The organism is Halobacillus locisalis (assembly GCF_013694105.1).
GTDB lineage: Bacteria > Bacillota > Bacilli > Bacillales > Halobacillaceae > Halobacillus > Halobacillus locisalis.
In genome coordinates, this window is record NZ_JACEFG010000003.1 from 441,339 (window position 1) to 467,972 (window position 26,634).

Here is a 26,634-nt window from a genome sequence, read left to right on the forward strand (position 1 = left end):
ACGTGATTCATGGGTGCGTTGCGTTTTTGGTGTTTTTTATAATGAACAAAAAAGTCGAAGAAGAGCAGCGCGGAGTTGTATCTTGGATTCTGATTGTGAGTGTATTCATCCCTGTCATTGGTGAATTGTTCGGTCTGCTCGTATGGTATGCGGCGGAGAAGTGGGGGACGAACGATATGATGGAGGATTATGATGAGTACGTTACCTATAAGCCGATGATGCTTGAACAGCTCAGGTATGAAGCAGAGGCGAGTCATGAAATCCTTCCATTTTCAGAAGCGTTCACCGACCAAGGGAACCGTCATCGAAAAGATATGATCATGCGCCTGATCAATTCGGATATTACCGACAAAGGCCGCTACTTGGAACTCGGGTTGTCAAACGCTGACTCCGAAACGGTCCATTATGCGGCGACAACGATGAACTTATTGACCGATAAGCATGAGAAGGAAGTGCAACTTTCTAAACGGGGACATGAACCGTCCAATCCGGCAACTCTTGAACCACTTCTTTTCGCATACGAACGTTATTTGAAAAGTGGACTGTTACAGGGTGCTTCTCTCAGCCGGTTGCAGAATGAATATCGGACATTGATGGAAGGGGAAATCGATGCAGGGCTCGACCAACCGTGGTTGTTGCAAAGGTTAGGAGAATCCTATTTATTCCATGGATACCCTCAAAAAGGGATCGCGACATTAGAGGCGTTGATTGAACGGTATCCTTCTCAATCAGAGGGGTATCTTTGTCTGCTTCGTTATTATTATCAGGAAAAAGATTGGCACCACATCCGCTCTGTCCTATCTTCTATGAAGGAGCGGGTACCGGAAGAGAACATTCCGAAGAACCAGCGCTTTGTGGTTCAACACATGGGGGGAGGGAGAGAACAATGAGAAAGCAGACGTTACAGGTCAGTCTCTTTTTATTCGTCTTGTTGATCGGAATGATCCTCCTCTTACAATTGATACGGCTTGATTTATTTCATCAATGGTTCCCGGCAAAAGCATCACCTGAAAAGGAGGTCGTCACCATGAGCGCTTCCGAATCGTTGGAAGGGGAGACAAAGATTCGTGTGTATCTTCATCAAAATGATAGCGACTTATCATCTGGAGCTATTCAAAATATGAAACATGCGCTTCAGTATGCCAAAGTTCCTTATGAAGAAATCGGTGTCTCACAGATCGAGCAAATCGAACCCTCTCCTTATACGGTGCTCGTGCTTGCAGGGGAGCATTCAACAGAATGGCCGAAGCAAGCGATCACGACGTTTGTTGAGCAAGGGGGACGGGTGATGGTGGCCGGTCGGTTTATCAATGCAGAATGGAATGAACTGATCGGGGTTTCCGATGTCGAAGACTTTGAAGATGGCATTAACGGTTTGACGTTTAACAAAGAGCTATTCCCAGGTTACGTAGACCTTGAGGCGACTTCAAATCTTTTTTCACACAGTATCGCTGATGTTGAACTGACACCTGAAGCGGATGTTCATCTGACTGCTGAGGGCGAGCCGCTCATGTGGATGCATCCGTTCGGTCAAGGTGAGGTGATGTTTTGGAATACGACAGCCGTCACGGATAAGAATATGCGGGGATTGATGCTGCAGTCGCTTTCCTTATTACCGCCGACGTTCGTCAGTGCTCAGGCTGCCATCAAAGTGATGCACATCGACGATTTCCCCTCCCCGATTCCGTATGCAACGACAGAAGAAATAAAAGCCGAATACGGGCTGACGATCAAGGACTTCTACACAGACATCTGGTGGGAGGATATGCGTGAGATCGGAGAACGTTATGATTTCACCTACACGGGATATATGATCGGTACCTATCGTGATGATACGGAGCTTGAAGGGGAGGAATTACGTGAAGTCGCTCGTTATCCGATGCTTTATTTTGGCCGAAACCTACTGAATATCGGGGGGGAAATCGGCTTGCATGGATACAACCACCAGTCGATGGTGACAGCGGATGAACCGATCAATCCTGAACTTGGCTACCGGCCTTGGCAAGACCAACAGCAAATGGAAGAAGCAGTCCAGGAAGCACAAAGACTATTCAAGTATTACTTTCCTGAAGAATCCCTGAAATCCTATGTTCCACCATCCAACGTCATCAACGAGACGGGACTTTCCGCTTTGGAACAGTCACTCCCTGAACTGCAAACGGTGGGATCCTTATACATTGGCGGAGATGAGGGAAGTTTGGAGCAGGAATTTGAATATGACGAAACATATGAAGGCATGTATCATTTCCCGAGGATCACTAGTGGATATGTAGAAAGTAACGACGATCAATTCCTGCAAACGGATGTCATCGCAAACTTTGGTGTATTCGCTCATTTCATACACCCAGATGACGTGCTTGATTCTTATCGATCGAGTGGTCGGAATTGGGATGATATGCGCACGTCGTTAGAAGAGATGGGCCAACATGTCGAAGGAAATTATCCTTATTTAGAAGCGATGACCCAATCCAACGCGACGAAGAAAATGATCCAATACCAGCAGTCAGAATTGGACGTGTCGTATGAACCGGAACGGATAGTCATCAAGGGGGACGGCATCATTAATCCGACGACACTGCTCATTCGTGTAGAAGAAGGAAAAACCTTGGAAGAAGGGGACTTTTCCTTCGGCTCTGTTGAAACGTTCAGCGCCGGTTTGTACCTGGTGACATTGACAGAACCGAAAGCCGAAATACTTGTTGAGGAGGGTGGCCCTTGAAAATAGGCATGGTCGTAGAAGGTAGTTATCCTTATGTCAGCGGCGGTGTGGCCAGCTGGGTGCAGATGGTCATCCAAAAGATGCCCGAGCATGAGTTTGAAATCATTGCGATCACACCGGAAGACATGTCTCCGGAAGACTACCGCTATGCGCTTCCTGGCAATGTCGTCGGGGTGACCAATCTACCATTGAATTTAAAACAAAGAGCAAGTAGAAAGCAGGCTCCTTTGACGAAAGAAGAAGAGAATAACCTTACCGAATGGATGATGTTCAAAGAGCCCCGCTCCGAAGCACTCGACCTTTTAGGTGAGAAGCTCGGCCGCTCGTCGGAATTCTTTTCAAGCCCGTTATTTTGGGAGCTCGTCCAAAATAGCTACGAGGAGGAGCAGCAGTCGGGTTCCTTCATTGAATATTTCTACATGTGGCAAGGCATGTTCACGCCGGTCATCGAGCTGTTGCAATTTGATTTTCCGGAGGTGGACTTGATTCATTCCGCCTCGACAGGGTACGCTGGGCTGATCGCTTCTGCTATCAAACGTCAACAGAACGTTCCCTACATTCTCACGGAACACGGGATCTACTCGCGTGAGCGTGAAGAAGAAATCCTGCAGGCAGCATGGATTGCCGACTACTATAAAAAACGATGGGTGACGTTCTTCCACCATTTATCGAGGCAGGCGTATAGGGAAGCGGATGATGTCATTACGCTATTCGAACGGAATAGTGAGTTACAGGCACATATCGGTGCACCTGAAGAGAAGCTAAGCGTCATTCCGAACGGTATCCAATATGACCGTTTATCCGTCGTGCAAAGGGAAGAGAAGAATAGCGACAAACTGACCATCGGAGCGATCGTCCGGGTCGTTCCGATCAAAGACATCAAGACGATGATCCAAGCGGCCAGGTTACTAGCCGATCAACGTATTCCGTTTGACATGTACATCATGGGACCACTCGATGAAGATGAAGAATACGCAGAAGAATGTTTGCACTTGATTACCCAGCTCGAACTGACGGATTGTGTTTTTCTAGTGGGGAAAGTGAACATCATCGAATACTTACCGAAGTTCGACGTCTGTTTGTTGACGAGTATATCAGAAGGGCAGCCGCTTGCGGTTCTAGAAGGCATGGCAGCGGCGATTCCGTGGGTCGTAACAGATGTCGGTTCATGCTCGGAATTAATTTATGGGAGAGAAGACGATCCATTCGGTCCGGCCGGATTCGTCGTTCCGCCCGTCAATCCGATTCAGGTTGCACAGTATTGTGAATGGTTTTACAGTCATCCGGAAGAGGCGATCAAGTTCGGACTGAATGGACAGAAACGGGTCGAAGCTTACTATCAAGTCCATCAGTTTATCGAGCAGTATGCGGCATTATATGAAGAGAGGAGAGAGGCATATGGCGGGCATCGGGTTTAGGTTACAAAAACTGTTTCAGGAAGACTATTTCTCCTCTCGTATCAAAGCATATGCGTTTGCCGGACTCGTTACGGCAGGGCCATGGTTGATCGTCATCGTCACAATCGCCCTCATCCAATGGTTGACCGCTCAATTTACGGACCTTGGTCAAGAGGAACGAGAGCTCTTCAATTTGTCGGTATCCTACTGCTTCATTTTTTCACAAGTGATCTTCGGCATCCAACAGCTTGTGGTCACCCGCTATATCGCGGATTTAATATATGAAAAGCGGGCGGGAGAAGTATTTGCGACGTTCATTGGCATGACGAAGGTGACGCTTGCCTTCGCGATCATCTTTTGGGCCGTGTTCATCTCGTTCTCGAGCTTGCCTTTTCTCTATGAAGTGTTGATTTTTACATTGTTCGTGACCATCAATTTGATTTGGGTCATGTTCCTGTTTCTGAGTGCGGCCAAGTTCTATCAAGCGGTCGCCTACAGCTTTCTTATAGGTGCCGCGATCTCAATAGGGGTTGTCGTCTTAGTCGGCATCAACATTGAAGCCTTCGTCATACCCCCACACAGCAGCAGCTTCATGCTTTTATTAGGATTTACAAGTGGGATGGTTGTCACATTGTTCGGATTGCTGCTGGCGATGCTCATGACGTTCGGAACGCGAACTTCAGAGAATTCTTTCAGCTATTTGAGCTATTTCGATAAGTATCCATCCCTTTTCTGGACAGGCTTTCTCTATAATACGGGTATCTGGGTATGTAACTGGGTGATCTGGTTCGGCGAGGGACGCTCGAACTTACTGGATACCTTCGTTTATCACCGGATCTATGATACGGCGATTTTCTGGTCGTATTTGACGATCATCCCCACCTTGATCATTTTCGTCGTTTCGGTGGAAACCAGATTCTATGAACGGTACCGTGTCTTTTATGGAAACATCAATGAAGGAGGCACGCTGAATCAGATCAGGAAATCGAAGGCGAAAATGCAACGTGTTCTGAAGCAGGAAATGGAGCGTCTGCTTCGTAGTCAGGGAGTATTTTCCCTGCTCGTCATCCTATCGATCGGATACGTGACGGCGATTGTGAGTCTTGATCCACGGCTCATCTCGATTTTCCGCTTTACGACGATAGGTGCCTTTTCGAACGCGATGGTGCTCGTGATTACTTTGATTTTACTGTACTTCGAAGATCGGCGGGGGGCGATGTACACGTCGATTTTATTCTTCAGTTTGAATCTAGTGCTATCAGTTGCTTTCTTGCCGCTTGGATATGATGGGTACGGGCTCAGCTTCTCCATCGGTTCAACCACTGCTTTTCTGTTCGCGATGATGCGTTTGATCACCTTTATTGAGAAAGTGGATTACTACGCTTTTTGCCAGCCTCATGTCCAGTCACATAAAAAGCCGCGGACATTCTTTTCAAAGACAGGGCGTTGGCTGAATCGTAGGACCATCATCTAAATCATTGTAGGGGCGCTCTTTTTCTTCTTTCGAAGATAGAGAGCGCCTCTTTTGTTTTGTCTGATTGAAACTTTTTCCAGAACAAATCGTACAAATGAAGTAGAAAAAAATGGAAGGGGCGGATCGCGATGCATCGAAAGGTTCTCTTTTTACTCGTAGGAATAGGGTGGTTACTAGCGGCGTGTTCAACGAACGGTGTGTCAACTGACGAAGAGATAATCAAAAGTGTGTTACTACAACAGTTTACAGGGCCTGATCAAAAGTTGATGCATCTAGTAGACGATCCTGAGAATGGAACGGTCATTGGGAATGAAGAAGCAACGCCAACAGAACCTACCGAGTTGGATCTATATTTGGAAGATCAATATCAATCCTACTTCAGTGAAACGATGTACGATCAGTTCATCGGGTCTTATGCTATGGATTATCATAATGCCGCCTATACGAATGGGTATCAATTCGAACCGGTAAACATTGAAGTGGAAGCTGATGAGAATACAGAAGGAGCTTATGATTTTACGGTCGATGTTGTCTATGAAAAGAAAGAATCAGAAGAAAGGAAGGCTGTTGTTATAGGAAGAGTCAATATGAACACGGACGGGACGATTACGCGTTATCGACTTCTGGGTGATAGTGGTTTATCGATGTCACTTAGGTCGGGTGGTCAAGTAGAATAGGAAGGACATGTGGATTCATAGGAGCGATTCAGCGATGAAATAACAAGGTAAGTAGGGAATCCCCTACTACTTACCTCTAATATTGTGCTACACTCCATTGTTTATCAATGGTAACGGACTTATTTAATTTCTTACAAAAACGATCGGCTGCTTGTGAGGTGGAAAACGATTTGGCGAACTGACTACTCGAATCTTTCAAGAACTCCACTTTTTCATTCGTTGTTCTTACGATATGAAACATATCTTCATCTCTCCTCACGTGGTGATTCATTACTTTACTATAATAGTGTCTCATACTTTGGCTTCGAGATAAACACCTTTGCCATATTCTCTCATCGGTAGATGGACTTCGATTTGTTCAGACAAATCGCGACGGATTTTAGAAAGGCATTAAAAAGCTCTCTAATGATAGAGAGCTTAAAAGACGATATAGAGGAAGAACCTTTAATCCATTTTTATGATGTTCCCTATGTAAAAAGTGAGGAGGTCCCCCACTTAATAAACAGCTCCTTAAATTAGTAGATTTCACTAATCTCTTCTATGGCTTTATTGAATAACTCCATCTGGTCATTCAGCAAGGTCTTATGATCCTCAGACACAGATAATTCGCTGTTTAGTTCTTCGAGTATGGCTAATTCCCTTTGAAAAAGTTGCTTTTCGTTATAAGACATCACCTTAGTTCTCCTAATAGTAGGACATAAAGATGAGTGTTCCCTTAAGGAAAGGTTGAGTAAACCAATTTATGACTATGAAATCTTCATTAGCACTAGAGAAGAGAGGTCACCGGCTTCAAAAGTTCAACGCTCACACCATCTCTCGCCTCGAAAAAATAACTGACCCAGCCCATTTGTGGAATTGTGTAAGGACCACCGATTAGAGATAGCCCTAGCGACTTGCTCGTTTGATCGATCTCTTCCACCGCAAAGCAAAAATGGAGAGGCTCCTTATGACTGGATTCGATCAACTCAATCAATATTGCGCCGTTCTCCATAAAAGCCATCACCTCATCTGCCATTTCCAAGGTAATCACGCAATCGAATCCCAGATTTTCACAAAGCCTGATAGAAGCCGCTAAATCATCAACCGACCAGCCGATGTGGTGGATCCTCATGGCTGCTGACGGAAAATCAGATTCAAATCGCCGAACTCGTGCCACAAATACCCTTGCTCGAGTGCCTGGTGATAGGCGCTCATCAGTTTTGCATACGGAAGGAAGGCGGTCAGCATGTGCAGGTGACTCGCTTCCGGTTCGTGAAACCCTGTCAGCAAACCGTCAACAGACGTAATCGTATGCTGGTCATCGACATATAACCGTGTCACCCCTTCACGGGTTTCAACACATCCGTCTTCCGTTACGGCTGATTCAAGCGCACGGACGACGGTGGTTCCGACCGCAATCACCCGAGTTCCTGACTTACGCGCTTCGTTAAGGAGGGAAGCTGTTTCACGAGGAACACGGAAATGTTCTGGATGGTTTGTAGGAGAGGGCCACTTGTCGTTTTCGTAATAACTCAGTCCAGCGTGCAACTGGACAAAAGCGATGTGCACGCCTTTCGATTTCAATTTTTCTAATAGTTGCCATGTGAATGCTCGGCCGGCAGAGGCCATCTCGACAGAACCCGGAACGGATCCGTACACCGTCTGGTACGTCTCGAGTGGAAAGGAATCGTCGATATACTCATAGCGGACCGGCTCACCGTGTTGATAGATGAAGTCCAGAAGCGCGCTTCCTTCGATAGAAAAGTCGAGGGTGATCAGTGGACGTTCAGCCCCGTGTCCCGTCACCGCCGCCTCTACACCGTCTGTAAATCGAATCGTTTCGTTCGATTGAAACATATCTCCCACAATGAGGGCTTCCCACGTTTGAGCTCCTACTTTTCTAGACAGGCGGACTTCGATTGTTTGTTGCCCTTGTGTCCCTCTGAGAACAGGCGGAATGGTACGACTATTGTTCAAGACAAGTACATCACCAGCATGGAGCTGCTGAACGATATCATGAAATGATCCATGCATCACAGTGGCGCATTCATCAATCGTCATCAGCCGAACGTGATCCCGCCGGCTATACGTCAATTCGGCGGGCTGCTTCGCGTTCAATGAATCCGGGATAGTAAAGGATGGAGAAACGGCATTCATTCGACCGACGCTCCTTTCCGGTCAAATACTTGAGCTTCATAACGTTCTCCGTTGCCCTCACTCATCGCGAGATACAAAAAGACATCGACAACGTCTTCGGGATCAGAGAGTTCATAATCGCAATCCGGAATGGCGATATCATGCATCGTTGTATCCATTTCACCGGGATCGACGAGGTTGATGGTGACCCCTGTACCTTCCAATTCATCCGCCCAAATCGCGGTCAAGCCTTCAACACCGAATTTGGACACACTATAGGCCCCCCACTCGGCGACTCCATACTTCCCTACTTCCGAGGTGACGTTGATGATCGATCCCGTCTGGCGGGCGAGCATCCCCGGTAATGCGCGCTTCGTGACGAGAAACGGGTTCATGATGTTCGCCTCCAGTACTCCTTGAAAAGCATCGTTCGGATAATCAGCGAGGAGCGTCGGTCCTGGTCCGAACGTGGATGCATTGTTGATGAGCACATCAATCTTGCCGAACCGATCTTCTACAATCGAGACGAACCGATCAACATCTGCGGGCTTCGTGACATCCGCTGTGGTTGTGACGACGTCTGCTCCAATCTCTTTCACCTGTTTCACGACAGCTCGCAGTGGCTCTTCGTTTCGGGCGCATAACCCGAGGGCATAACCTTCTTTGGCAAAAGCAAGGGCCAGCGCGCGCCCGAGTCCTTGAGAAGCTCCTGTGATCAGTACAACGTTTTTCATATTTGAAAACCTTCTTTCTTTGTATTGGATAGTTTCATTGTATAAAGAAAGAAAGGTTCGCGAATCGGGGGATGGGATGAACTTGAGGTCATGCGATTGGAGTGTATCGGAGTCCGTCGAAGGTCGTAGAATCAAACAAACGCCCCGGAATCCGGGGCGTTTGTTCAAGCTTACTAGAAAGCCACTTTCGGTTCTTCCAAAATGAGAAGGGACGGTGGCGTGGAAACGACTCCCTTTCCGCAGGAGGCGGTGAGCTTCCTCGCTCGCTTCGCGAACTGCGGGATCTCACCCAAGCCTCAGGATCCTGCAGGAGTGTCGCCGTTTCCACGCCACCTCAACAAAGGAATGCTGAACCTTTAGAGATTCAACTACAATAAGGATCTTTACTTACTAAGCACCATTCTTGGAAAGGTTCTGTTCCACTGTTTATCGCATAGTGGGATGGAAAACGGGGAGACTCCCGCGGGAGAAGGACTAAAGGAAGACCCCACAGAGAGTGTTAACGAACGAGGAGGCTTGCCGGCTCCCCCGCAGGAAAGCGAGTCGTTTTCCAATCCCACGGCATTCTTATATGATCTAACAGAACCTTCTTCAATAACCTGAACAAACGCCCCGGAATACCGGGTCGTTCGTTGTTTAGGCTAATAGATTCAGTAGTACTTCATTACACTTGTCTTTCTCATCATAAACAAGGCCGTGTCCACTATTTTCAAATGTGACAAAAGTAGAATCTTGGATGTGTTCATTTAACTCTACGGAAAATTCGTAGTCGCAAATCTGATCATGCTTGCCGTGCATAAGCAGTGTCGGCACCTTGATCTCGCTCAGCTCATTACGTAAGTCTTCGTCTCTCAACGACTTCGCACAAGCGATTGTCGCATGAGCAGATGCTTGCATGGCGAGGCCGTGGAACCAATAAGCGAGCTCATCGGATACATCTGTGTGGAAGAAGTTGCTTCCGAAATCAGCAATTGCAGCCGGGCGATCGTTTTCAATCGCACCGATCAAGCCATCGACCTCTTCCTTTTTCATGCCGAGTGAATACCCGTCACGCTGGGTGAAGCTCGGTGCGGCAGCGCCCATCAGAATCAACTGCTTCAAGCTGTCGGTCGCATATTTCGTTGCATAGCGGATGGAAATCGGACCGCCCATGGAGAAACCGGCTAGGAAGAAGTCTTGTAAATCCAGCGCTTCTACTACCATATGGATATCATGTGCTAATGTATTGTAGTCATAGCCGTAAGCTGGCTTATCCGATTGACCGAAACCTCTCAAATCGATCCCGATGAAACGGTAGCCTTTTTGCGGCAGCAGATTCATCTGGTATTCGAACATCTTGTGATTGACGGGCCAGCCATGAATGAAAATGATCGGCTGGCCTTCGCCGATGTCCTCGACAAATAATTTGACTTCAGGTTCGACTTTTACAAACTGTCCCATGTGAATAAAACTCCTTTGAATGTAATATAGTGGTTTATTCCCAAGTCTGGTTTAGTAAAAACACACAGATGTTCTCACAAACAGGATGAAGGAAGAAGAGGAAATATGGTATGCTACCCGTTGGATGATAGGAGAGAGAAACATGACAACAATGACCTCTATACAAACAAATGGACGTTTTTTTAATCACTTACAACATAAAAATAACTACGATGAAGCGAGCCGCAACTGCATGGTGAATACCGTCAGCCACTTGCTTCATACAAGAACCGATATCAACAAGCCGGGTATGCTGCTCGGTAAGATCCAGTCAGGCAAAACACGCACATTCATCGGTGTGATGGGGCTCGCTTACGATCACGGATTTGATGCCGTCATCCTTTTGACAAAGGGGACGAATGCGCTCGTCAAACAGACCTATGCCCGACTTACGCAAGAGTTCGAGGAGCGGATCGAGGGCGATGACCTGCGTGTCTATGACATTATGGCGATGCCCGAGAATCTCAGGAAATATGAATTGTCACAGAAGCTTGCCTTCATCGTGAAAAAAGAAACGAAGAACCTTGATCGCATTCGCGAAACGTTTTTTGAAACGTATCCTGAACTGGCAAAGCGCAAGGTACTGTTCATTGATGACGAGGCGGATTATGCGAGTGTCGCTTATGAACATAAGAAGGATGAGAACGTGACGCATTTGCGCGTGTTGGCGACGAAAATCAACGCCTTGCGTGAGCAGCTATCGTCGTCCGCCTTTTTACAAGTGACGGCGACCCCATATTCGCTTTATTTGCAACCAGACGATATGACGATTCATGAGAACAAAGTCTATCAACCTGTCAGGCCTGCGTTCACAGAGCTTGTACCGGTCCACAATCGATATGTCGGAGGGGAGACGTATTTCGATCAGGCTGAAGATCCGGATCATTTTGCGTCGCACTTGTATCATGCCGTCTCAGAAAAGGAACTCGATGCGATGAAGAAGATGGACCGTCGCAAAATCAAGATGGATCAGCTCCTGACCCAAAAGACGATCCCGAACATCCGCCAAGCGGTCATGAATTTCATCGTCGGCAGTGCGATCCGACGCTTTCAGCAACGTCAACTTGGTCAGAAAGAGCAGAAGTATGCGATGATCATTCACACCGAACGCGGGAAACTGGCGCATGCGTGGCAGGACGAGTTGATCCGGAATATGGAGGATCGGCTGATTGAAGACGCAAACAAGGAAAGTGAGCTTTTACAAACGTTGACGCGTGACGCCTACGATGATTTGATCGCCTCCGTCCAGACTTTTTCGAGTGTACCGAAACCAAGCTTTTCCGAAGTTTATCAGGATGTACTGTTTTCTCTGAAAGAAGAGTATTTGATCAGTTCCGTCGTCAATTCGGAAAAAGATGTCCATGAGCTATTGGATGGTCGTGGCGAACTGCAGTTGCGTGCTCCGATGAACATCTTCATCGGCGGGCAATTGTTGGACCGTGGCGTGACGATCCGTAATATGATCGGCTTTTTCTACGGACGAAATCCGCGATCTTTCCAGCAGGATACCGTACTTCAACATTCCCGGATGTACGGTGCACGGCCGCTTGAAGACATGGCGGTCACCCGCTTTTATACGACTCCGAAGATCTATGCGGTCATGAAGCAAATTCACGAGTTCGACTCTGAATTGAGACGCGCCTTTGAACGCGGGGGTCACGAGCAAGGTGTCGTATTTATCCAGAAGGAAGAGAATAACCGCATCCTACCATGCAGCCCGAACAAGATTCTATTATCGAGTCTGACGATGATCCAACCACACAAGCGTATGCTGCCGGTCGGTTTCCAAACGGGCTACAAAACGTACATCCAACCGACCGTAAAGAAGGTGGATGATTGGGTGGCATCGTTAAAAACACGTGCGGTGGATGAAAAGGAAGGCGCCTACCTCGTGCCTGCCACATCTGCGAGAGAAATCCTTAGGGCGATTCATTCGACGCTAGAAATGGAGGAGGGGCGCGATTTTCATTTAGATGAATACGAAAGCGTCCTCGATTATTTGACGACAGAAAATGAAGAGGGGGCCTACGTCTGGCTCGTCGTCAGGAAAAAACGTCAGATCAAGCGTCTGAATGGGGCCGGCAAGTTTGAAAACTCACCGGATACCCCGGGAAGCGGACAGGGAGAATTGAGTATCGCTAGACGTGTAGCTGAAGATCATCCCGCCATGATTTTACTAAGGCAGGAAGGGAAGAAAGAGCACGGCTGGCGCGGCACGCCGTTCTGGTGGCCCGTCCTCGTCGCCCAACAGAACACGACCCCGACGGTTTTTGCCAAGAAGACAGTTAAATAAAGAATAGAAAAAAGCCTCGAGCGTATCATCACGCTCGAGGCTTTTCACTCTAATGAAGGAGTCTGCGAAAAGGTTCTGTTTATAAATATAAGAATACCGTGGGAGGGAAAACGACTCGCTTTCCACGGGGAAACGCCAAGCCGCATCTTAGCCTTCCCGTCGCTGCGGGTCTTGCCTTGTTTCTTTTTCCGGTAGTAGTCTCGCCGTTTCCACTCCCACTATGCTACAAATAGTGGGAACAGAACCTCGCCAAACATGGTGCTGTCATCCGTAGAGCACCTCATTGTAGTGTACATAGAGGTTCAGCCTTGTTATTGTGAGGTGGCTTGGAAATGGCGACACTCCTGCAGGATCCTGAGGCTTGGGTGAGATCCCGCAGGTCGCGGAGCAATCGAGGAAGCTCACCGCCTCCTGCGAAAAGAAAGTTGTTTCCACGCCACCGGCCCCTTTTCATTTTGGAAGAACCGAAAGCAGCTTTCTCATTGATCGGCCATTTGACTTCTTAAGGCTTCGGCTTGTTCGGCCGTTTCCTTCATAGAAGCTGCAACCCGACCATTATCCGTGTTCAGCGTTTCGACGGTGGCGCTCATTTCTTCCATGCTGGCACTCGCTTCTTCAATGATGCTGGCAAGCTCAGCGGTGGATTGGTCCACTTCCGTACTATTCTGCATCACGTCATTAGCAATCTTTTCGGTTTCGGCAAAATTGGACGTGATGTGATCGATACTTGTCTTCAGCTTCGCAAAATAGCTGGTGATCTCTTTTGATGAGTCGTGGATGGAATCGATCTTCTGCTCACTCGTTTCCATTTTGGTCAACGTTTCTTGATTGTTCTGGTTTACCTGCGTCAAGTTGCTCGTAATCTGAGCGGCAGTATCGTTCGTCATCTCCGCAAGCTTACGGATTTCATCGGCCACGACGGAGAAGCCTTTTCCTGCCTCTCCTGCACGAGCCGCTTCAATCGACGCATTCAAAGCAAGTAAGTTCGTCTGTTCAGATATTTGCGTGATTTGGCCAGAGAACGAATTGGTTTCTTTCACTTTCTGACTCAAATGTTGGAACGTCTTATTCAAGTCATGGATGAAGGAGCGGATCTCTTCTGTGTCCTCCGTGAATTCCTCCACCTTCTGTTCTCCGTCGACCGTCAGTTGAGTCGCTTGCTCCGATTCCACAGTCAGCGCCTGAATCGAATCGCTCAACTGTTGCATCGCTTCATGAGAAGTAGAAGAATGAGAGGAGATGCTTCCGATTTGCTCACTCTGTTGCTGGCTCCCGGCCGCCATCTCCATCAACGCCTGCTTCATTTCACCTTGCGCTTCGACATTCGTTTGGACACGAGTGTTGACACTTGAAACGCTCTCAATGATGGACGATACACTCGTTTCCAGTTTTTCCTTCAATCGTCTCTGTTTGACCGAATGCTCTTCCGATTCATATAACAAACGCTCCATCTCACGTTCTTGGCGGATATTCAAGTGAATCAACACCCCAAGCAGGACGCCTGATAGAAGATACGTCAAGAAGATCGTCGGTGTATTCGTTGCAAGACCCGCGGTTTCTTTTGTTCCATAAAGCAATGTCAGAATGATCGTCGTCAGCCCGAGCATATACCCAATCGCGAACACGATCCGTTTGAAATGGATGACAGAGAAAATCGTCAGGAAATACGTAACGAGGATGACCATCCAGCCTCCCCCCGCAAAGAAAACACCGACCATCGTGAACACATTCGTCAGCGTAACGGCGAGATAAGGGAAGAGGTGGTACTTTTTCAAAAGGAACTGAAGGCCAACGAACAATAGAGAAAACACAATGATCTCCGAACCGAAGATGTATAGCGCTTCGGTGTTGTTCTCAAAAAAAGATTTGGCGAAAGCGGCCACTAAGGATACAGAAAAGACGATGAACATCAGGATGTTCTTCTTCTTCGTATCATGCAATCGCATTGTTTCAACAGTATTCATAACATCGATCCTCTCAGATGGAAGTGATTAAGGGCGAATATCCGATTTGAACGTTGTAAACCCGTCATCAGCCATGACGATCGTTCCATTCATGACGTTACCGGCATCCGAAGCAAGGAATCCGACGACATTGGCGATTTCTTCAGGTTCAATCATTTTACGGCGTAGTTGTTGACTTTCCATATATTCTAGAAGTCCCGCTTTGCGGTATCCCTCGACGATGTCCGTATTGACGCCACCTGGTCCGACACCGACCACGCGGATACCATAAGGCGCAAGTTCAAGCGCGCCGTGCTTCGTCAAGGTCACAACAGCCCCTTTTGCCGCTTGATATCCCGTGACACCGAGCGTGCCGACGAAACCGAAGACGGATGCATTGTTGATGATGACGCCTTCCACACCTAGTTCTTTCATTTTCCGAGCCGCTGCCAACATGCCGTAATAGACGCCATGTTGATTGACATCCACGACTTTATGGTAGTCTTCAATCGAGTGCTCTAAGAAATTTTTGTTGACGCCGATGCCTGCATTATTGAACATCACATCGATCGTGCCATATGTATCGACCGTATAATCGACAAGGGCTTCTACGTCTTCAAATTGGGAGACGTCTGTACGCTTGAATACCGCCTCGCCTCCCGCAGAGCCAATCTCTTCAGCTAGGGCTGAACCCTTTTCTTCATTTACATCAGCGATCACGACCTTTGCCCCATTGCTTGAAAAATGCAAGGCAGTCGCTCTACCAATTCCGTCGGCTCCCCCAGTAATGACAGCCACTTTGTTATCTAATATCATTTTTACGTCCCCCTGTATTAAAAAATCACACTTACCTTATTTCGACACATTCATCCAAAAGTTTACATCTAAATCCTAAATTTTTGTTTTTTGTAAGACGCTGTTAAAAATGGGTGCTTAGAGATAAAATAAAAGAAGAAGGATTTTTCAGCAGAGAAAGGACGTGGTCGTATGGTAGATGAACAAAAACTGATTCAACAGCATTTAGCCAACGAACGGACCTACCTGGCATGGATCCGGACAGCGATCGCACTCGTTGGTGTCGGATTTCTAGCGACCACACTACATTTGAACACGATAACGGACATGAGCTCATTCGGAGCCGACTTATCGGTCATCGTCAGTCTTTCTTCACTATTCCTCGGGGCCATGACCATCATCGGCGCCACGATCAACTATTACCAAACGAGGCGAAACATCAACGAAAGCCGCTTTGAATCCTCACACCGGATCATCGTCTTCATGACGAGTGTTGTCGTGTTGCTGGTGCTGCTGGTGTCGGCTTATCTCTTGTTCGCGTGAGCTAAGGTTGATGTTTATTCACCACCTTAAGACGCTTTTGCTTTCTCGATCTTTGTAAAACGGCTTTAATAGGGGCCCTTAAGCCGTATTGAATCCAAACTATAATGGAAATCGTCTTATGGTCGAGGTTTAGAGCGGTTTCAGGTTCGGAATGTCCAACATAACGTTTTAAGCCCTCTTTATGCACATGAACATACACTCCTGGACCGTGGATTAGACTTGAATGATCTGATCTGATTCTGTTGTTTGTGAACCAATGAGCTAACACAAGAACCGTCCCTCCGTTTGATAAAATGAAGAGGGACTAACGATATCCGTTAGTAAATCTTGTATAATGGGTATGGAGTATAAATCGGTGTTCAACATCATGTAATTGTAGAAGAGAATCTTGCCCTTCCTAGACTTTTCTTCTCCGTGTAACGCGACTGTTCAGTAACTATTCAGAGGAGGTTCCGATGGTTGATTATGATGAACGATAATGAAAAAGAAACCTATGACGACCTTATGAATTCCTTTAAGAATGCTCAATCGATAGAGGAGAGCCGCCATTATTTTGTTGAAATCCAACGGTACTTAGACAAGTCACCTACCAATGAGCTATCCATTACGAAGCCGCAATGGGAGGAGTATCACCAGTTGAGAAAGGAATTACTTGATTCTACTTCAAAGAAGGAAGTCCGCTACTATGAAGATCAGATCCATGAATGGTTGAATAAAATCCACGAATCAAATCTGACATAAGTTGCTAATCTAGATATTTTTTTGAAAAATAGTATTTATTTTCTGAAAATTCTATTGTATACTTTATATGTGGTGTTCATTATAGTGGACACTCCTACTGAAAAAAATAACGGACTTAAACGAAGCGGTCAGCTTGGTTGAGGATTTAGTGCATAGTAGCTTATGTTTCTAAGTTTTTACCAGTTGCCGTTTTTTTGGTCTAGGGGGGAACGTTCTTTTGAATATGTTGATTGTTGCTGGGTGCATCGGGGGTATAACAGGCGTTGTCTCTCATTTAATGAGAAATGGTAAAGTGCTGATCTTCCCTAAAAAAAGAGCACGTCCCAGGGGAATCTACTTAGGGTTTTTGGCTGACTTTCTTATTGGGGCGGCAGCTTCAGTATTCGCCGTAACCTACTTGACCACTGAGCCTGAGGTATTAAGAACGACGATCGGAATTTCTATATTAGCGGGGATGACAGCAGAGAACGTTTTATTGAAAAGGGAATTGAATATAGAAAAGGCGAAAGTAGAAGGATTGGATCGTATCAATCAGAGACTTAAATAGATTTTGACACCTCCAATCCTTATTTTTTTCAGAATGAATATGTAATCGAATCCTATTCTTCACCTACTATGACCTCAAAAGGATCTCCTCCCCCTAACATTCTTTAGATTGAATCTTCCACTTATCCCATTACATAGATTGTCAAATCAAACCCATCCTTTTAAGTTAACGTAGAGATTTTTAATGAGTCTGTCATCATAATAGTGAAAAGATATAAGAAACAATGAAAAATGAAAAGAGGTGTATGGAAAATATGAATGTATCGATCCGAAAAGCCGAACAGGTCGATTACAAGTCGTTGTTGCCATTATTTAGACAAGTTCATGAACTCCACGTTTCAGTTCGACCAGATTTATACAAAGAGAATGCGACGCCAGTTGTGCAAGGATTATTTGAAAGTCAGCTGAGCGATGATCATCAACATATTTTTGTCGCCACTTTAGGCGATGAGGTAGTCGGAGTGATTGTAACAAAGGAAGAAGAGATCTCTGAGAATTCGTTTGTCAAAGCGAGGAAGGTCTTCGTCATAAACAATTTGTGCGTAGCTGAAAAGCATAGAAAGAAGGGAATCGCCAAACGACTCCCCCAATACACTTTCGACTTTGGAAAAGGTCTAGGAGTCGATAGTATTGAACTAGGTGTATCAGAGAAAAATACTTCGGCCATCGAATTCTATGAGTCTATTGGGATGACGACCAAGAGTAGGAAGATGGAGTTTATAGTAAAATAGAAGAATTCTCTAGTTGGAGGATTCTTTTTGGGTTATGAATGTTTTGTGACAGCTACAATTCCTGACAGGTTATTTCCAATTTTTGTAGAAAGGTTCTTAAGTGGAGGTGTTACGATTCATCAAACAAGCATTTCTCAAAAAAAGAATTCTTACTTATTACTATTTGGACTTGGAATTTCTACCTTAGGAGACTTCATTTATCTTGTAGCCATTAACGTTCTAGTCTTGCAACTAACGGGATCAGCTGCAGCCGTGGCCGGTTTGTGGATTATAGGACCCATTGCTTCCATCCTCACGAAATTTTGGTCTGGGAGTATGATCGATCGCTTAAATCTACGAAAGATCATGATAGCGACAGACATGATTCGAGCACTTTTAGTCGCCATCATTCCTTTCTTCAGCTCGATATGGCTGATCTATGTCTGTCTTTTCTTCCTTTCTATTTCAAAAGCATTCTTTGAGCCTTCCGCCATCAGCTATATCACGCATGTGGTTCCAGAGAATGGACGGAAGCGATTCAACTCGTTCAGGAGCTTGATTACATCAAGTGCTTTTCTGATTGGTCCTGCCATTTCCGGAGCCCTGCTCCTTATAACCTCTGTTCATGTGTCGATTTGGATCAATTCAATCTCCTTTATGGTTTCGGCTGTTATGGTGTATTTCTTACCGAACGTGAATGGGGAGACTAATATAACGGAGCGTAAACTTAGTTTGGGCGTTTTGAGAAAGGATTGGAAAGACGTATTTCACTTCAGTCAGCGTAACGGTTTTATTGTAAAAGTGTACTCCATCGCTCAGTTGTTTATGATTGTGGCACTTGGAATGGATGCTCAAGAGGTCGTCTTTACTCAGCAGGTTCTGAACCTTTCTGAGACAGATTACGGCCTGCTCATAAGTCTCACAGGTGTTGGCTCTATTTTAGGAGCGGCCACGGTGTCCTTCGCGGCCAAAAAGTTGTCGATCAAAGCTTTGCTGTCCAGTGGGTATTTGATGGTGGCGATAGGCTATCTCATCTATGCTTTTTCCTTTTCCTTCTGGTCTGTTGCGTTTGGATTTATGGTCTTAGGTTTTTTCAATGCATTCTCTGGGACTGGATTTATGACGTTCTATCAAAACAACGTTCCAGTAAAGATGATGGGGAGGATCTCGAGCATATACGGAACGTTTCAAAGTGTTCTCCAAATTGTATTCATATTGCTGATCGGTTTTACAGGTGATATTGTACCGGTTCGATACAGCATCATAGCGGCTTCGACATTGATGTTGGTGCTGAGTGTTTGGCAAATCAAACTGGTTCTTATGCCGAGCAAGTCTGTGTATTTTGAGGAAAAAACGGAACTTAAAAGCACTTCTTAACGTTTTAGGTGCAAATACCGTAAGTAACAATCTAAAGGAACTAGAATTAGAAGGAGCGATCAAATTGGCTGTAGTAGGAATTTTAGGAATGACGCATGATGAAGAAATGCAGAAGAAGTATCAGTACCCATTATCATTGGTAAAAGAATTAATGATGGAATTCAATCCAGATGTCATCTGCGGTGAAGTCCATCCCGATAGTTGGAAGCTTTACGTAGATGAAGGCGAACCACATGGAATTTTAGGGGAGACGCAAAATGAATATCCAGATTTGATCTTTCCATTCTGTGAGGAGCGGGGCATCGAGTTCGTTCCCGTCAATTGGTTCGAAGAGGATGTTTTTGAAGAAGAACCGTTCGATCGGTTTGATGAAAAAACGAGACAGAAGCTAGAAAGCCAATTACGACAATGGAACGACCGGCAGCTTTCCACTTGGAATCATGGGAATATTCCTTTGAACTCTCTGAATTACGATACGGTCACGAACGATATGTATGCGTGGCTACATGAAGTTAATCCCGACGTTCAAAACATTGTATGGAACGCGAGACATCATATTATGCTTGCTAGAGTGAAGCGTGCCATTGAAAAATATCCTGATAAACGTATCCTTTGTATTCACGGTGCTGATCATAACTATTGGTATCATCAGTCACTCAAGAATGTAAAGGATATCGAGTTGGTATATCCGTTGAGATAATGACAGATCAAGGAGGTGTTACATGGGAAGCGTAGAAGTACCATTCAAATGCACAGGAGTGGCGGCTGTCTTATTGAAAAGAGAAGGAGCTGATTATAAATTTTTACTGTTGAGACGTAATTCTACTATTCTGCGGAACGTTTGGTGTTACATAGGTGGAAGTATAGAAGATGGAGAAGCAGCATGGCAAGCCGCGTTCAGAGAAATTGAAGAGGAGACAGGGATTACTGATGTTTCGCTCTACACATCGAATCTTTTTGACCAAATCTATTCACCCGAATACAACTACATTTACGTGGCACCGGTGTTTGTAGGGTATGTGGCTGAAGGCGAAACGGTGGAGTTGAACGAGGAGCACTATGACTATAACTGGCTTTCTTTTCATGAAGCGGTTGAAACGGTGTCTCTGCCGGGGAATGATCATGTGCTGGAGTCGGTTAAGAAACACTTCGTAGACCGTTCGCCTTTGCAAGACTTGCGTGTGAACAAAAGAGAGGAACCCTGAGAAGAGCGTTAAGGGGATAACTATGTACGAACAGGGAGAATGGTATAATTGAAGTAATAAGTCCAACCTATATGAAAGCGAGTGAGGATCATGACGAAACATAAAATTTATACGATGAGCTTCTCCAAAGTTTATCCCCATTATATTAACAAGGCAGAGAGAAAGGGCCGCACAAAAGAAGAAGTTGATGAAATCATCCGCTGGTTGACAGGCTATAGCCAGGAAGAGTTAGAAGCGCAAATTGAGCAACAGACGGACTTCGAGAATTTCTTTGCGCAAGCTCCGGAATTGAACTCTTCACGAACGATGATCAAAGGTGTGATTTGCGGAGTGAGAGTAGAGGAAATCGAAGAACCTACGATGCAGGAAATTCGATATATGGACAAGTTGATCGATGAGTTGGCGAAAGGAAAAGCGATGGAGAAAATTTTGCGAAAACAAACTTAAGTAAGAAGAACCCTGCTTTTATTTAAACGAACAGTTGGCGTTTTTATAAGGGTGTTATGAAAGGAAGCGGAGTAGTATATGATCAAACCAAATGCCTTACAAAAAGGAGATCAGGTAGCGGTGATTGCACCAGCTGGACCACCAGATCAAGAGCAGTTGATGCAGGGCATACGTGTATTCGAGAACATGGGACTTGAGGTCATAGTTGGACAGCACGTATTTGATGAGGAAGAGTATATCGGTTCTACTGATGAGAAGAGGCTTGCTGATTTGCACGAAGCCTTCTTAGATCCAACAATACGTGCGATATTTTGTGCGAATGGAGGGATTGGGTCAGCGAGACTGGCCCCTAAGGTCGATTACGCCATGATACAGCAGAATCCTAAGGTTTTCTGGGGATACAGCGATATTACCTACCTACATAATGCAATCCGAAATTATAGTGACCTAGTTACCTTCCACGGGGCGATGGTGGCTAACTTGAATGATAAGGACAGGAAGGAGGAAACGTTGTCCTCCTTCCATCCTCTATTTACAAAAGAACCGGTCGTTCATGATGCCACCAATTTCTCACTCAACGTAGTGTCGGATGGTGAGGGGGAAGGGAAACTCGTAGGCGGGAACCTCGCACTGCTAGCCAGTGGAGTGGGCACGCCTTATCAAGTGAATACGGATGGCGCCATTTTATTGATCGAAGAGGTGTTGGAGCCTGCATTTAGAATCGATATTATGCTTACACAACTCAACCAGGCAGGGGTTTTTGACAAAGTCGAAGGTGTAGTGATTGGAAACATGCAGGCAGAACCCGACGAATATAGAAAGATTGAAAAAGTACTGCACGACTTCTTTTCTGATGTACCTTACCCCGTTGTGGAAAACTTTCAAATCGGTCATTGCTAACCGAATTATGGAGTGCCGCTTGGCGCGAGGGCGAGACTGACAACATCTCCTCCCCGTTTGGATCTTGATTCAGGTGTAAGGTGATGTTGTAAACGAAAAGTCAGCATATATTGCTGGCTTTTTTTGTATGGATTCAATGAAGGAAAAGATTCCCTTTTGTCGAATTAGGTAGACAGGGTGAAATCATGACATAAGATTTTTATTGCGATGAAGTGTTAAGTGAGAACACACCAGTGACGAAGGTTATGGAGTCAGAAAATCGTTTCTGGTAAGGCTTTACGATAGCTTGAAACGGAGGGATTGGATGGATCTTACGTCTCTATCAGAGAGGTTCCATGACTTTGCGAGGAAAGAGTGTGAAGGATCAAGCGACCTCTATGAAAAGTTGGCATCACAGGTTGCAAAAGATGATGAGGTGTTGGAATTGTGTTCATCAGCGCGAGTTGGGCAGCCCGTTCCAAATTTGCTCTTAGGCTCTGTACATTATTTACTTCTCAAAGGTACCCATCACCATCTTAAGGAATACTACCCGAGCGTCGTTCATGAACCTAAAGAGGACAGCCGCTTATTCGAAGCATTCAAGGACTTTTGCTTTGAAAATCGCGAGGAACTAAAACTTTTGCTGAAGACGAAACTTGTGCAGACGAATGAAGTCCGTCGATGCGCATACTTATATCCTGTATTCAACTATATTTATCAACAAACGAACAAACCGTTATCTCTCATTGAAATCGGCTCAAGTGCTGGGCTGCAATTATTGTGGGACCAATACGCCTATTCTTATGGAGAATCGGAACTCTACGGTAATCAAAACTCTTATGTTCATCTGACATCTGGAGTGCGGCAAGGTGAATTGCCCAGGCGTTTTTTATCTAAGATCCCACCAGTCCATGATCGGCAGGGGTTAGACTTACATATTAGCGATGTGACCAGTGTAGAAGACTACCTGTGGTTGAAAGCTCTCATATGGCCAGAGCATAAAGACAGACGTACCAATTTCGAAGATGCCGTTAAGCAACTGAGGATAAATCCACCGCAACTGACGGAAGGAGATGGCGTTTCTCTATTAACAGAGGTGGTAAAAGATATTCCGCCTCATACAACGATTTGTGTGTTCCATACGCATGTCGCCAATCAGATGCCGGAAACTAGTAAACAAGAATTGATGCAAAAAGTGAATGAACTAGGAAAAGTGCGAGACATTTTTCACGTCTACAATAACATCGATGACCGCAAGCTGCATGTCGATTCGGTACTGAACGGGCATGTGGAGCATAGAACGATGGGGGAGACAGATGGTCATGGTAGATGGTTTGACTGGAACTTGAGTAGCTGAAGCAGGTATATCTTGATTGAGGAGCAAGGAGAATTCAAAGCTGAGGAGGACATCGTATGGAAATCATAGTGTTTTTAGTCATGCTGTCTTTGTTTTTGCTTGGATTGTGGCTCAGTATCTTCATATTTAAATTCAATAAACTACTCGGATACGTGACTACTTTTCTATTTCCTTTCATAATCGGATTCATGTTCGGTTCTGTAGCCATTTTTTATTTGACTCCCGTTCTGGCTGTCAGCTTAGGAATCTACCATATTTTTATTTGTAAAAGGTAAGTAGGTTAGGAGGGAATGTATGTATCAATACTTTAACGGTCTGATCATAGAGAAGGTGTACAAGGTGTGCCTGCTGAACATGTGGAGGAATTATTCCAAGAAGCAGGGTGGATAAGAGAAACACCCAATTGGCAAAAAGAGAAATTCACCATAATGTTCGAGAACTCAACATGGGCTTTTACTATGTGGGACCAAGATAGAATGATTGCAATGGTAAGGGTCATTTCAGATCAAGTTATGGCGGCTAATATAATGGACTTAGTCGTTTCTAAAGACTACCGTGGAAGAGGGATCGGCCGGAAGCTGGTTCAGTTATGTGTACAAAAGCTTCCGCATGGTGATTGGTTTGCTCATACTTCTTCCGATAATTTCAGTTTCTATCGTAAATGTGGTTTTGAAGTGAAGGATTTATCTGAACATGGAACTTGTGCATATTATGGATATATACAAGCTCGATTGGACGGTCACAGAGGATAAGAAGCGTGAGTGAAAAAATGTTAAAGGCGAGTGATATATAGTGAAAATTCTTATCGGTCAACCGAATCGTGAAAAAGGGATGAATCAGCTTGAAATGGATGTTCAAAGTCATAAATCTGTTGACTTGATTCTTTATCCAGAAAGCTATTTGAACGAAGATCAGATCGTAAGGACTTGTGAATTAGCAAAGAAAAATCATGTGTCCATTGTAACAGGATATAAAGATCATCAAAATTTAGATCGGGTCCTCATCATCAACAAGTCCGGAGAAGTCATCCTCGATAGATCGAAATCCCTTGAGGGTGAGCAGTTGAATCATCCATCAAAAGCTGAAGAGGGTGGTATTACATACGGATATTTACTCTGCATGGAAGTCTTCCAAGGGTTAGAAGGATTGAGGGATGAAACTTCACTCGACATCATATTCAATCCTATTGGAGTAGGCATGTTCAGCGAAGAACAATATTCGGATTGGTCTGGTGAGGCAAGTAAGATTGCCATGCAGCAAGAAGCTGTCGTCATAGGGGCCAGCCACGCAGACGGATCGTATCGGAATTGTGGTTTTTCCATCCCGATAGCCTATTGCTTTGACAAGAACGGCGAAGCTCTTTTGCTTTCAAAGAATGACTTGCGCACAAGGATCATCGACACGAATACGAACACAATCGAAACATTAGAATCACTCTCCACTTAGTTGTTCAGAGAATAGGGTGTCAGAATCGAGGGGTCAAGTGAAGGCTTTAATCAGTGCAATACTTGCTTTTATAGTTGTCTCGATAGTCTATGGGTGGATTTTCAATGACTTTGATGAAAGGCTCCTCATCTTTACGATTGTCGGGATCCTGACGGGATATAACATTGGAAAGAAAACAAAATGAACACCGCTTTGGTGGTGGAACCTTAGGGGGGAGATCTTATCAAATACATAGTCATTTTGCTGATGGCTGTACTTATAATAGGTTGCTCAGATTCTTCTTCTACTACAGAAAATGAAACCCTTTCTCTAGACTCTCAGATTGAAACATATATCGAACAGCAGAAAGGGGAGCCATTAGCTGTTGTCGATCCTTCGTCCAATGAGGAACAAACCGAACGTAAAGCAGTTTTGTTCAAGGGTGGTCTTTACGAAGTGTCGAAAAAACAAGATGGGAGCCTCGCGACAAAAGCACATACTTGGGAAGAACGATCAGACAAAGTCGCGTTTAACGTTGCCTATCCTTATCTATTCACGATCATTAAAGATCAAGAAATAGCGGAGGAGGGAGCCTCGCTTGAAATGGTACTAGAGAACGGGACGACATTTTCCTCAGAGTTGAGAAGTGATCGGACACCGAAAGCGTCTATTTTTTATTACGGTGATCTTTTAACAGAAGATGCCGACGTTCGGGCAAGCTTATCTATTTATGATGGTATGGGAAATGAAATCTATGAAAAAAAGCTGGGCGAATAGCTGCTTGAAAGAATGAACAGATAGAATTATTTGAAGAAACCATTGATGGGTGTAAATAGATAGGGTGACTGCAACATGCTTAAGAAAGAAAAGGTTTTATTTTGGATACAAATCCTATTATTCTTTATTGCCTACCTAGTGATAGAGGCTTATTTACTTGCGACGGTCATGGATGCAACTTCAGAATGGTTTGTGTACAAAGATTTCATGAGTATTCTTATGTTTACGGGACTAACCATTGTTGTTCTGACACTCCCTGCATTAAGACGGCATTTTATTGAAATAGTAGGAGTAAAGGCGTTAATAGAACGTTCTACATACTTATGGTTATTCATACTTCTTCTGGTGTTGTATCTCTCAAGGGAACTGATCTTTTCCATGGAGTTTCTATTTGATGAATCCTTTTTGATAAGCTATACATACGGTTCCTATTCTGAACCGATCTTTTACCTGATAGGTGTCATTATTTTTGCACCAGTCTATGAAGAGTTTCTTTTCAGAGGGCTACTACTACATGGGTTTCGTCAAAAAATGGGGCCTGGGCTTTCTATACTAATCACATCTCTATTGTTCGGATTTATTCATGACGGTTATGTTGTTTTTGGAATCGTCATGGGGCTATCCTTTGGCTTGATGTTTCATATCAAACGCTCTTTAGCAGCTGCTATTTTATTGCATATTCTCTGGAACGCGTTGGCATCTCTCTAAGTCTTGGAGAAGACAATATTCCTCCTCTTGTTGTTTTTTAAAATCATATATGTGAAAGTAATAACAGAAAAAAGGAGGAGTTTTTTTGAGTAAATCACGAAAAGCCAGTATCGCTATGAATATAGTTTTTTTAATAGCAGCCATGATTTTACTTTACCTAAATGTAGTAGATCTGAATAATGGACTAGACCTTTTATCAATCACACTTATCATTCTTTCAGCGGCATGTGCAAAAAGTATATTTAAAGAAGTCAGAGAAACAAAGATTAGTCCTGAGGACAGGTGAGAAATTG

At 44.9% G+C, this 26,634-nt stretch carries 29 protein-coding genes and 1 pseudogene; 22 read left to right on the forward strand and 8 right to left on the reverse strand.

Translation table 11 applies throughout. From position 1 onward, the window contains the following. Nucleotides 1-41 precede the first annotated feature (41 nt). The 5 genes from H0266_RS15415 to H0266_RS15435 all read left to right on the forward strand — a co-directional run bounded on the left by H0266_RS15415 (nucleotide 42) and on the right by H0266_RS15435 (nucleotide 6,267). Nucleotides 42-890, forward strand: a complete 849-nt coding sequence (locus H0266_RS15415) for a tetratricopeptide repeat protein (protein ID WP_181473316.1) — start codon at nucleotides 42-44, stop codon at nucleotides 888-890. Beyond that, the gene (locus H0266_RS15420; RefSeq protein ID WP_181473317.1) at nucleotides 887-2,719 is read left to right on the forward strand and encodes a DUF2194 domain-containing protein; all 1,833 of its coding nucleotides are present in this window, start codon (nucleotides 887-889) and stop codon (nucleotides 2,717-2,719) included. Before H0266_RS15415 ends, H0266_RS15420 begins: the two co-directional genes overlap by 4 nt. Next, on the forward strand, nucleotides 2,716-4,137 hold the full coding sequence (gene pelF, locus H0266_RS15425; RefSeq protein WP_181473318.1) for a GT4 family glycosyltransferase PelF: 1,422 nt from the start codon (nucleotides 2,716-2,718) through the stop codon (nucleotides 4,135-4,137). The genes H0266_RS15420 and pelF overlap by 4 nt, the downstream gene beginning before the upstream one ends. Continuing rightward, a complete protein-coding gene (gene pelG / locus H0266_RS15430; protein WP_181473319.1) occupies nucleotides 4,118-5,590 on the forward strand; it encodes an exopolysaccharide Pel transporter PelG in 1,473 nt (490 codons plus the stop codon). Before pelF ends, pelG begins: the two co-directional genes overlap by 20 nt. Before the next feature lie 128 nt (nucleotides 5,591-5,718). Continuing rightward, entirely contained in the window at nucleotides 5,719-6,267 is a 549-nt protein-coding gene (locus H0266_RS15435) for a hypothetical protein (protein ID WP_181473320.1), read from the forward strand. Nucleotides 6,268-6,343: 76 nt separating this feature from the next. Here H0266_RS15435 and H0266_RS15440 read toward each other — a convergent pair whose 3' ends face one another. The 6 genes from H0266_RS15440 to H0266_RS15465 all read right to left on the reverse strand — a co-directional run bounded on the left by H0266_RS15440 (nucleotide 6,344) and on the right by H0266_RS15465 (nucleotide 10,556). Continuing rightward, on the reverse strand, nucleotides 6,344-6,508 hold the full coding sequence (locus H0266_RS15440) for a hypothetical protein (RefSeq protein WP_181473321.1): 165 nt from the start codon (nucleotides 6,506-6,508) through the stop codon (nucleotides 6,344-6,346). A 274-nt stretch (nucleotides 6,509-6,782) separates the two neighbouring features. Next, on the reverse strand, nucleotides 6,783-6,938 hold the full coding sequence (locus tag H0266_RS15445) for a hypothetical protein (protein WP_181473322.1): 156 nt from the start codon (nucleotides 6,936-6,938) through the stop codon (nucleotides 6,783-6,785). Between the two features lie 95 nt (nucleotides 6,939-7,033). Further along, nucleotides 7,034-7,423 (reverse strand): VOC family protein, encoded by a 390-nt coding sequence (locus tag H0266_RS15450; protein ID WP_181473323.1) that lies wholly within the window; start codon nucleotides 7,421-7,423, stop codon nucleotides 7,034-7,036. Continuing rightward, entirely contained in the window at nucleotides 7,375-8,403 is a 1,029-nt protein-coding gene (locus H0266_RS15455; protein WP_181473324.1) for an S-adenosylmethionine:tRNA ribosyltransferase-isomerase, read from the reverse strand. Before H0266_RS15455 ends, H0266_RS15450 begins: the two co-directional genes overlap by 49 nt. Next, the gene (locus tag H0266_RS15460; protein ID WP_181473325.1) at nucleotides 8,400-9,116 is read right to left on the reverse strand and encodes an SDR family NAD(P)-dependent oxidoreductase; all 717 of its coding nucleotides are present in this window, start codon (nucleotides 9,114-9,116) and stop codon (nucleotides 8,400-8,402) included. Before H0266_RS15460 ends, H0266_RS15455 begins: the two co-directional genes overlap by 4 nt. A gap of 636 nt (nucleotides 9,117-9,752) precedes the next feature. Further along, the gene (locus H0266_RS15465; protein ID WP_181473326.1) at nucleotides 9,753-10,556 is read right to left on the reverse strand and encodes an alpha/beta fold hydrolase; all 804 of its coding nucleotides are present in this window, start codon (nucleotides 10,554-10,556) and stop codon (nucleotides 9,753-9,755) included. 142 nt (nucleotides 10,557-10,698) lie between these two features. Here H0266_RS15465 and H0266_RS15470 point away from each other — a divergent pair, with 142 nt between their 5' ends. Further along, entirely contained in the window at nucleotides 10,699-12,888 is a 2,190-nt protein-coding gene (locus tag H0266_RS15470) for a Z1 domain-containing protein (protein ID WP_246364061.1), read from the forward strand. A gap of 479 nt (nucleotides 12,889-13,367) precedes the next feature. Here the strand turns inward: H0266_RS15470 and H0266_RS15475 are convergent, their stop codons facing one another. Continuing rightward, the gene (locus tag H0266_RS15475; protein ID WP_181473327.1) at nucleotides 13,368-14,852 is read right to left on the reverse strand and encodes a methyl-accepting chemotaxis protein; all 1,485 of its coding nucleotides are present in this window, start codon (nucleotides 14,850-14,852) and stop codon (nucleotides 13,368-13,370) included. A 27-nt stretch (nucleotides 14,853-14,879) separates the two neighbouring features. Continuing rightward, nucleotides 14,880-15,647 carry an SDR family NAD(P)-dependent oxidoreductase gene (locus H0266_RS15480; protein WP_181473328.1) on the reverse strand — a complete coding sequence of 256 codons (768 nt, stop codon included), beginning with the start codon at nucleotides 15,645-15,647 and terminating at the stop codon, nucleotides 14,880-14,882. Between the two features lie 171 nt (nucleotides 15,648-15,818). Between H0266_RS15480 and H0266_RS15485 the strand changes: the two genes are divergently transcribed. The 16 genes and pseudogenes from H0266_RS15485 (at nucleotide 15,819) to H0266_RS15560 (ending at nucleotide 26,627) form a co-directional block, all read left to right on the forward strand. Further along, nucleotides 15,819-16,169: a YidH family protein gene (locus tag H0266_RS15485; RefSeq protein ID WP_181473329.1), complete on the forward strand. Its 351-nt coding sequence runs from the start codon at nucleotides 15,819-15,821 to the stop codon at nucleotides 16,167-16,169. A 459-nt stretch (nucleotides 16,170-16,628) separates the two neighbouring features. Continuing rightward, on the forward strand, nucleotides 16,629-16,910 hold the full coding sequence (locus H0266_RS15490) for a hypothetical protein (RefSeq protein WP_181473330.1): 282 nt from the start codon (nucleotides 16,629-16,631) through the stop codon (nucleotides 16,908-16,910). A 223-nt stretch (nucleotides 16,911-17,133) separates the two neighbouring features. Beyond that, nucleotides 17,134-17,457: a DUF4257 domain-containing protein gene (locus H0266_RS15495; protein WP_246364133.1), complete on the forward strand. Its 324-nt coding sequence runs from the start codon at nucleotides 17,134-17,136 to the stop codon at nucleotides 17,455-17,457. Nucleotides 17,458-17,701: 244 nt separating this feature from the next. Continuing rightward, nucleotides 17,702-18,187, forward strand: a complete 486-nt coding sequence (locus tag H0266_RS15500) for a GNAT family N-acetyltransferase (protein ID WP_246364062.1) — start codon at nucleotides 17,702-17,704, stop codon at nucleotides 18,185-18,187. 27 nt (nucleotides 18,188-18,214) lie between these two features. After that, on the forward strand, nucleotides 18,215-19,543 hold the full coding sequence (locus H0266_RS15505) for an MFS transporter (protein ID WP_220127292.1): 1,329 nt from the start codon (nucleotides 18,215-18,217) through the stop codon (nucleotides 19,541-19,543). Nucleotides 19,544-19,607: 64 nt separating this feature from the next. After that, complete coding sequence (locus H0266_RS15510) at nucleotides 19,608-20,243, forward strand: hypothetical protein (protein WP_181473332.1); 636 nt, start codon at nucleotides 19,608-19,610, stop codon at nucleotides 20,241-20,243. Nucleotides 20,244-20,265: 22 nt separating this feature from the next. Beyond that, nucleotides 20,266-20,748 (forward strand): NUDIX hydrolase, encoded by a 483-nt coding sequence (locus H0266_RS15515; RefSeq protein ID WP_181473333.1) that lies wholly within the window; start codon nucleotides 20,266-20,268, stop codon nucleotides 20,746-20,748. A gap of 90 nt (nucleotides 20,749-20,838) precedes the next feature. After that, nucleotides 20,839-21,195: a DUF2200 domain-containing protein gene (locus H0266_RS15520; protein ID WP_181473334.1), complete on the forward strand. Its 357-nt coding sequence runs from the start codon at nucleotides 20,839-20,841 to the stop codon at nucleotides 21,193-21,195. 78 nt (nucleotides 21,196-21,273) lie between these two features. After that, nucleotides 21,274-22,095 (forward strand): S66 peptidase family protein, encoded by an 822-nt coding sequence (locus tag H0266_RS15525; protein WP_246364065.1) that lies wholly within the window; start codon nucleotides 21,274-21,276, stop codon nucleotides 22,093-22,095. A 304-nt stretch (nucleotides 22,096-22,399) separates the two neighbouring features. Beyond that, a complete protein-coding gene (locus tag H0266_RS15530) occupies nucleotides 22,400-23,431 on the forward strand; it encodes a DUF2332 domain-containing protein (RefSeq protein WP_181473335.1) in 1,032 nt (343 codons plus the stop codon). A 56-nt stretch (nucleotides 23,432-23,487) separates the two neighbouring features. Next, nucleotides 23,488-23,706 (forward strand): hypothetical protein, encoded by a 219-nt coding sequence (locus tag H0266_RS15535; RefSeq protein WP_181473336.1) that lies wholly within the window; start codon nucleotides 23,488-23,490, stop codon nucleotides 23,704-23,706. A 19-nt stretch (nucleotides 23,707-23,725) separates the two neighbouring features. Then, nucleotides 23,726-24,183, forward strand: a pseudogene (locus tag H0266_RS15540) (GNAT family N-acetyltransferase). A 40-nt stretch (nucleotides 24,184-24,223) separates the two neighbouring features. Continuing rightward, complete coding sequence (locus H0266_RS15545; RefSeq protein WP_181473337.1) at nucleotides 24,224-24,877, forward strand: hypothetical protein; 654 nt, start codon at nucleotides 24,224-24,226, stop codon at nucleotides 24,875-24,877. A gap of 246 nt (nucleotides 24,878-25,123) precedes the next feature. Next, a complete protein-coding gene (locus H0266_RS15550) occupies nucleotides 25,124-25,633 on the forward strand; it encodes a hypothetical protein (RefSeq protein ID WP_181473338.1) in 510 nt (169 codons plus the stop codon). A gap of 75 nt (nucleotides 25,634-25,708) precedes the next feature. Beyond that, nucleotides 25,709-26,341, forward strand: a complete 633-nt coding sequence (locus H0266_RS15555) for a CPBP family intramembrane glutamic endopeptidase (protein WP_181473339.1) — start codon at nucleotides 25,709-25,711, stop codon at nucleotides 26,339-26,341. An 85-nt stretch (nucleotides 26,342-26,426) separates the two neighbouring features. Then, complete coding sequence (locus H0266_RS15560) at nucleotides 26,427-26,627, forward strand: hypothetical protein (RefSeq protein ID WP_181473340.1); 201 nt, start codon at nucleotides 26,427-26,429, stop codon at nucleotides 26,625-26,627. Nucleotides 26,628-26,634 lie beyond the last annotated feature (7 nt).

Coding starts and splice junctions, on each gene's coding strand:
- H0266_RS15465 (WP_181473326.1), bottom strand. CDS start 10,556: ATGGGACAGTTTGTAAAAGTCGAACCTGAAGTCAAATTATTTGTCGAG.
- H0266_RS15435 (WP_181473320.1), top strand. CDS start 5,719: ATGCATCGAAAGGTTCTCTTTTTACTCGTAGGAATAGGGTGGTTACTA.
- H0266_RS15550 (WP_181473338.1), top strand. CDS start 25,124: ATGGCTGTACTTATAATAGGTTGCTCAGATTCTTCTTCTACTACAGAA.
- H0266_RS15525 (WP_246364065.1), top strand. CDS start 21,274: ATGATCAAACCAAATGCCTTACAAAAAGGAGATCAGGTAGCGGTGATT.
- H0266_RS15460 (WP_181473325.1), bottom strand. CDS start 9,116: ATGAAAAACGTTGTACTGATCACAGGAGCTTCTCAAGGACTCGGGCGC.
- pelG (WP_181473319.1), top strand. CDS start 4,118: ATGGCGGGCATCGGGTTTAGGTTACAAAAACTGTTTCAGGAAGACTAT.
- H0266_RS15420 (WP_181473317.1), top strand. CDS start 887: ATGAGAAAGCAGACGTTACAGGTCAGTCTCTTTTTATTCGTCTTGTTG.
- H0266_RS15515 (WP_181473333.1), top strand. CDS start 20,266: ATGGGAAGCGTAGAAGTACCATTCAAATGCACAGGAGTGGCGGCTGTC.
- H0266_RS15520 (WP_181473334.1), top strand. CDS start 20,839: ATGACGAAACATAAAATTTATACGATGAGCTTCTCCAAAGTTTATCCC.
- H0266_RS15440 (WP_181473321.1), bottom strand. CDS start 6,508: ATGTTTCATATCGTAAGAACAACGAATGAAAAAGTGGAGTTCTTGAAA.
- H0266_RS15535 (WP_181473336.1), top strand. CDS start 23,488: ATGGAAATCATAGTGTTTTTAGTCATGCTGTCTTTGTTTTTGCTTGGA.
- H0266_RS15530 (WP_181473335.1), top strand. CDS start 22,400: ATGGATCTTACGTCTCTATCAGAGAGGTTCCATGACTTTGCGAGGAAA.
- H0266_RS15445 (WP_181473322.1), bottom strand. CDS start 6,938: ATGTCTTATAACGAAAAGCAACTTTTTCAAAGGGAATTAGCCATACTC.
- H0266_RS15555 (WP_181473339.1), top strand. CDS start 25,709: ATGCTTAAGAAAGAAAAGGTTTTATTTTGGATACAAATCCTATTATTC.
- H0266_RS15480 (WP_181473328.1), bottom strand. CDS start 15,647: ATGATATTAGATAACAAAGTGGCTGTCATTACTGGGGGAGCCGACGGA.
- H0266_RS15500 (WP_246364062.1), top strand. CDS start 17,702: ATGGAAAATATGAATGTATCGATCCGAAAAGCCGAACAGGTCGATTAC.
- H0266_RS15415 (WP_181473316.1), top strand. CDS start 42: ATGAACAAAAAAGTCGAAGAAGAGCAGCGCGGAGTTGTATCTTGGATT.
- H0266_RS15470 (WP_246364061.1), top strand. CDS start 10,699: ATGACAACAATGACCTCTATACAAACAAATGGACGTTTTTTTAATCAC.
- H0266_RS15485 (WP_181473329.1), top strand. CDS start 15,819: ATGGTAGATGAACAAAAACTGATTCAACAGCATTTAGCCAACGAACGG.
- H0266_RS15495 (WP_246364133.1), top strand. CDS start 17,134: ATGTTGATTGTTGCTGGGTGCATCGGGGGTATAACAGGCGTTGTCTCT.
- H0266_RS15475 (WP_181473327.1), bottom strand. CDS start 14,852: ATGAATACTGTTGAAACAATGCGATTGCATGATACGAAGAAGAAGAAC.
- H0266_RS15455 (WP_181473324.1), bottom strand. CDS start 8,403: ATGAATGCCGTTTCTCCATCCTTTACTATCCCGGATTCATTGAACGCG.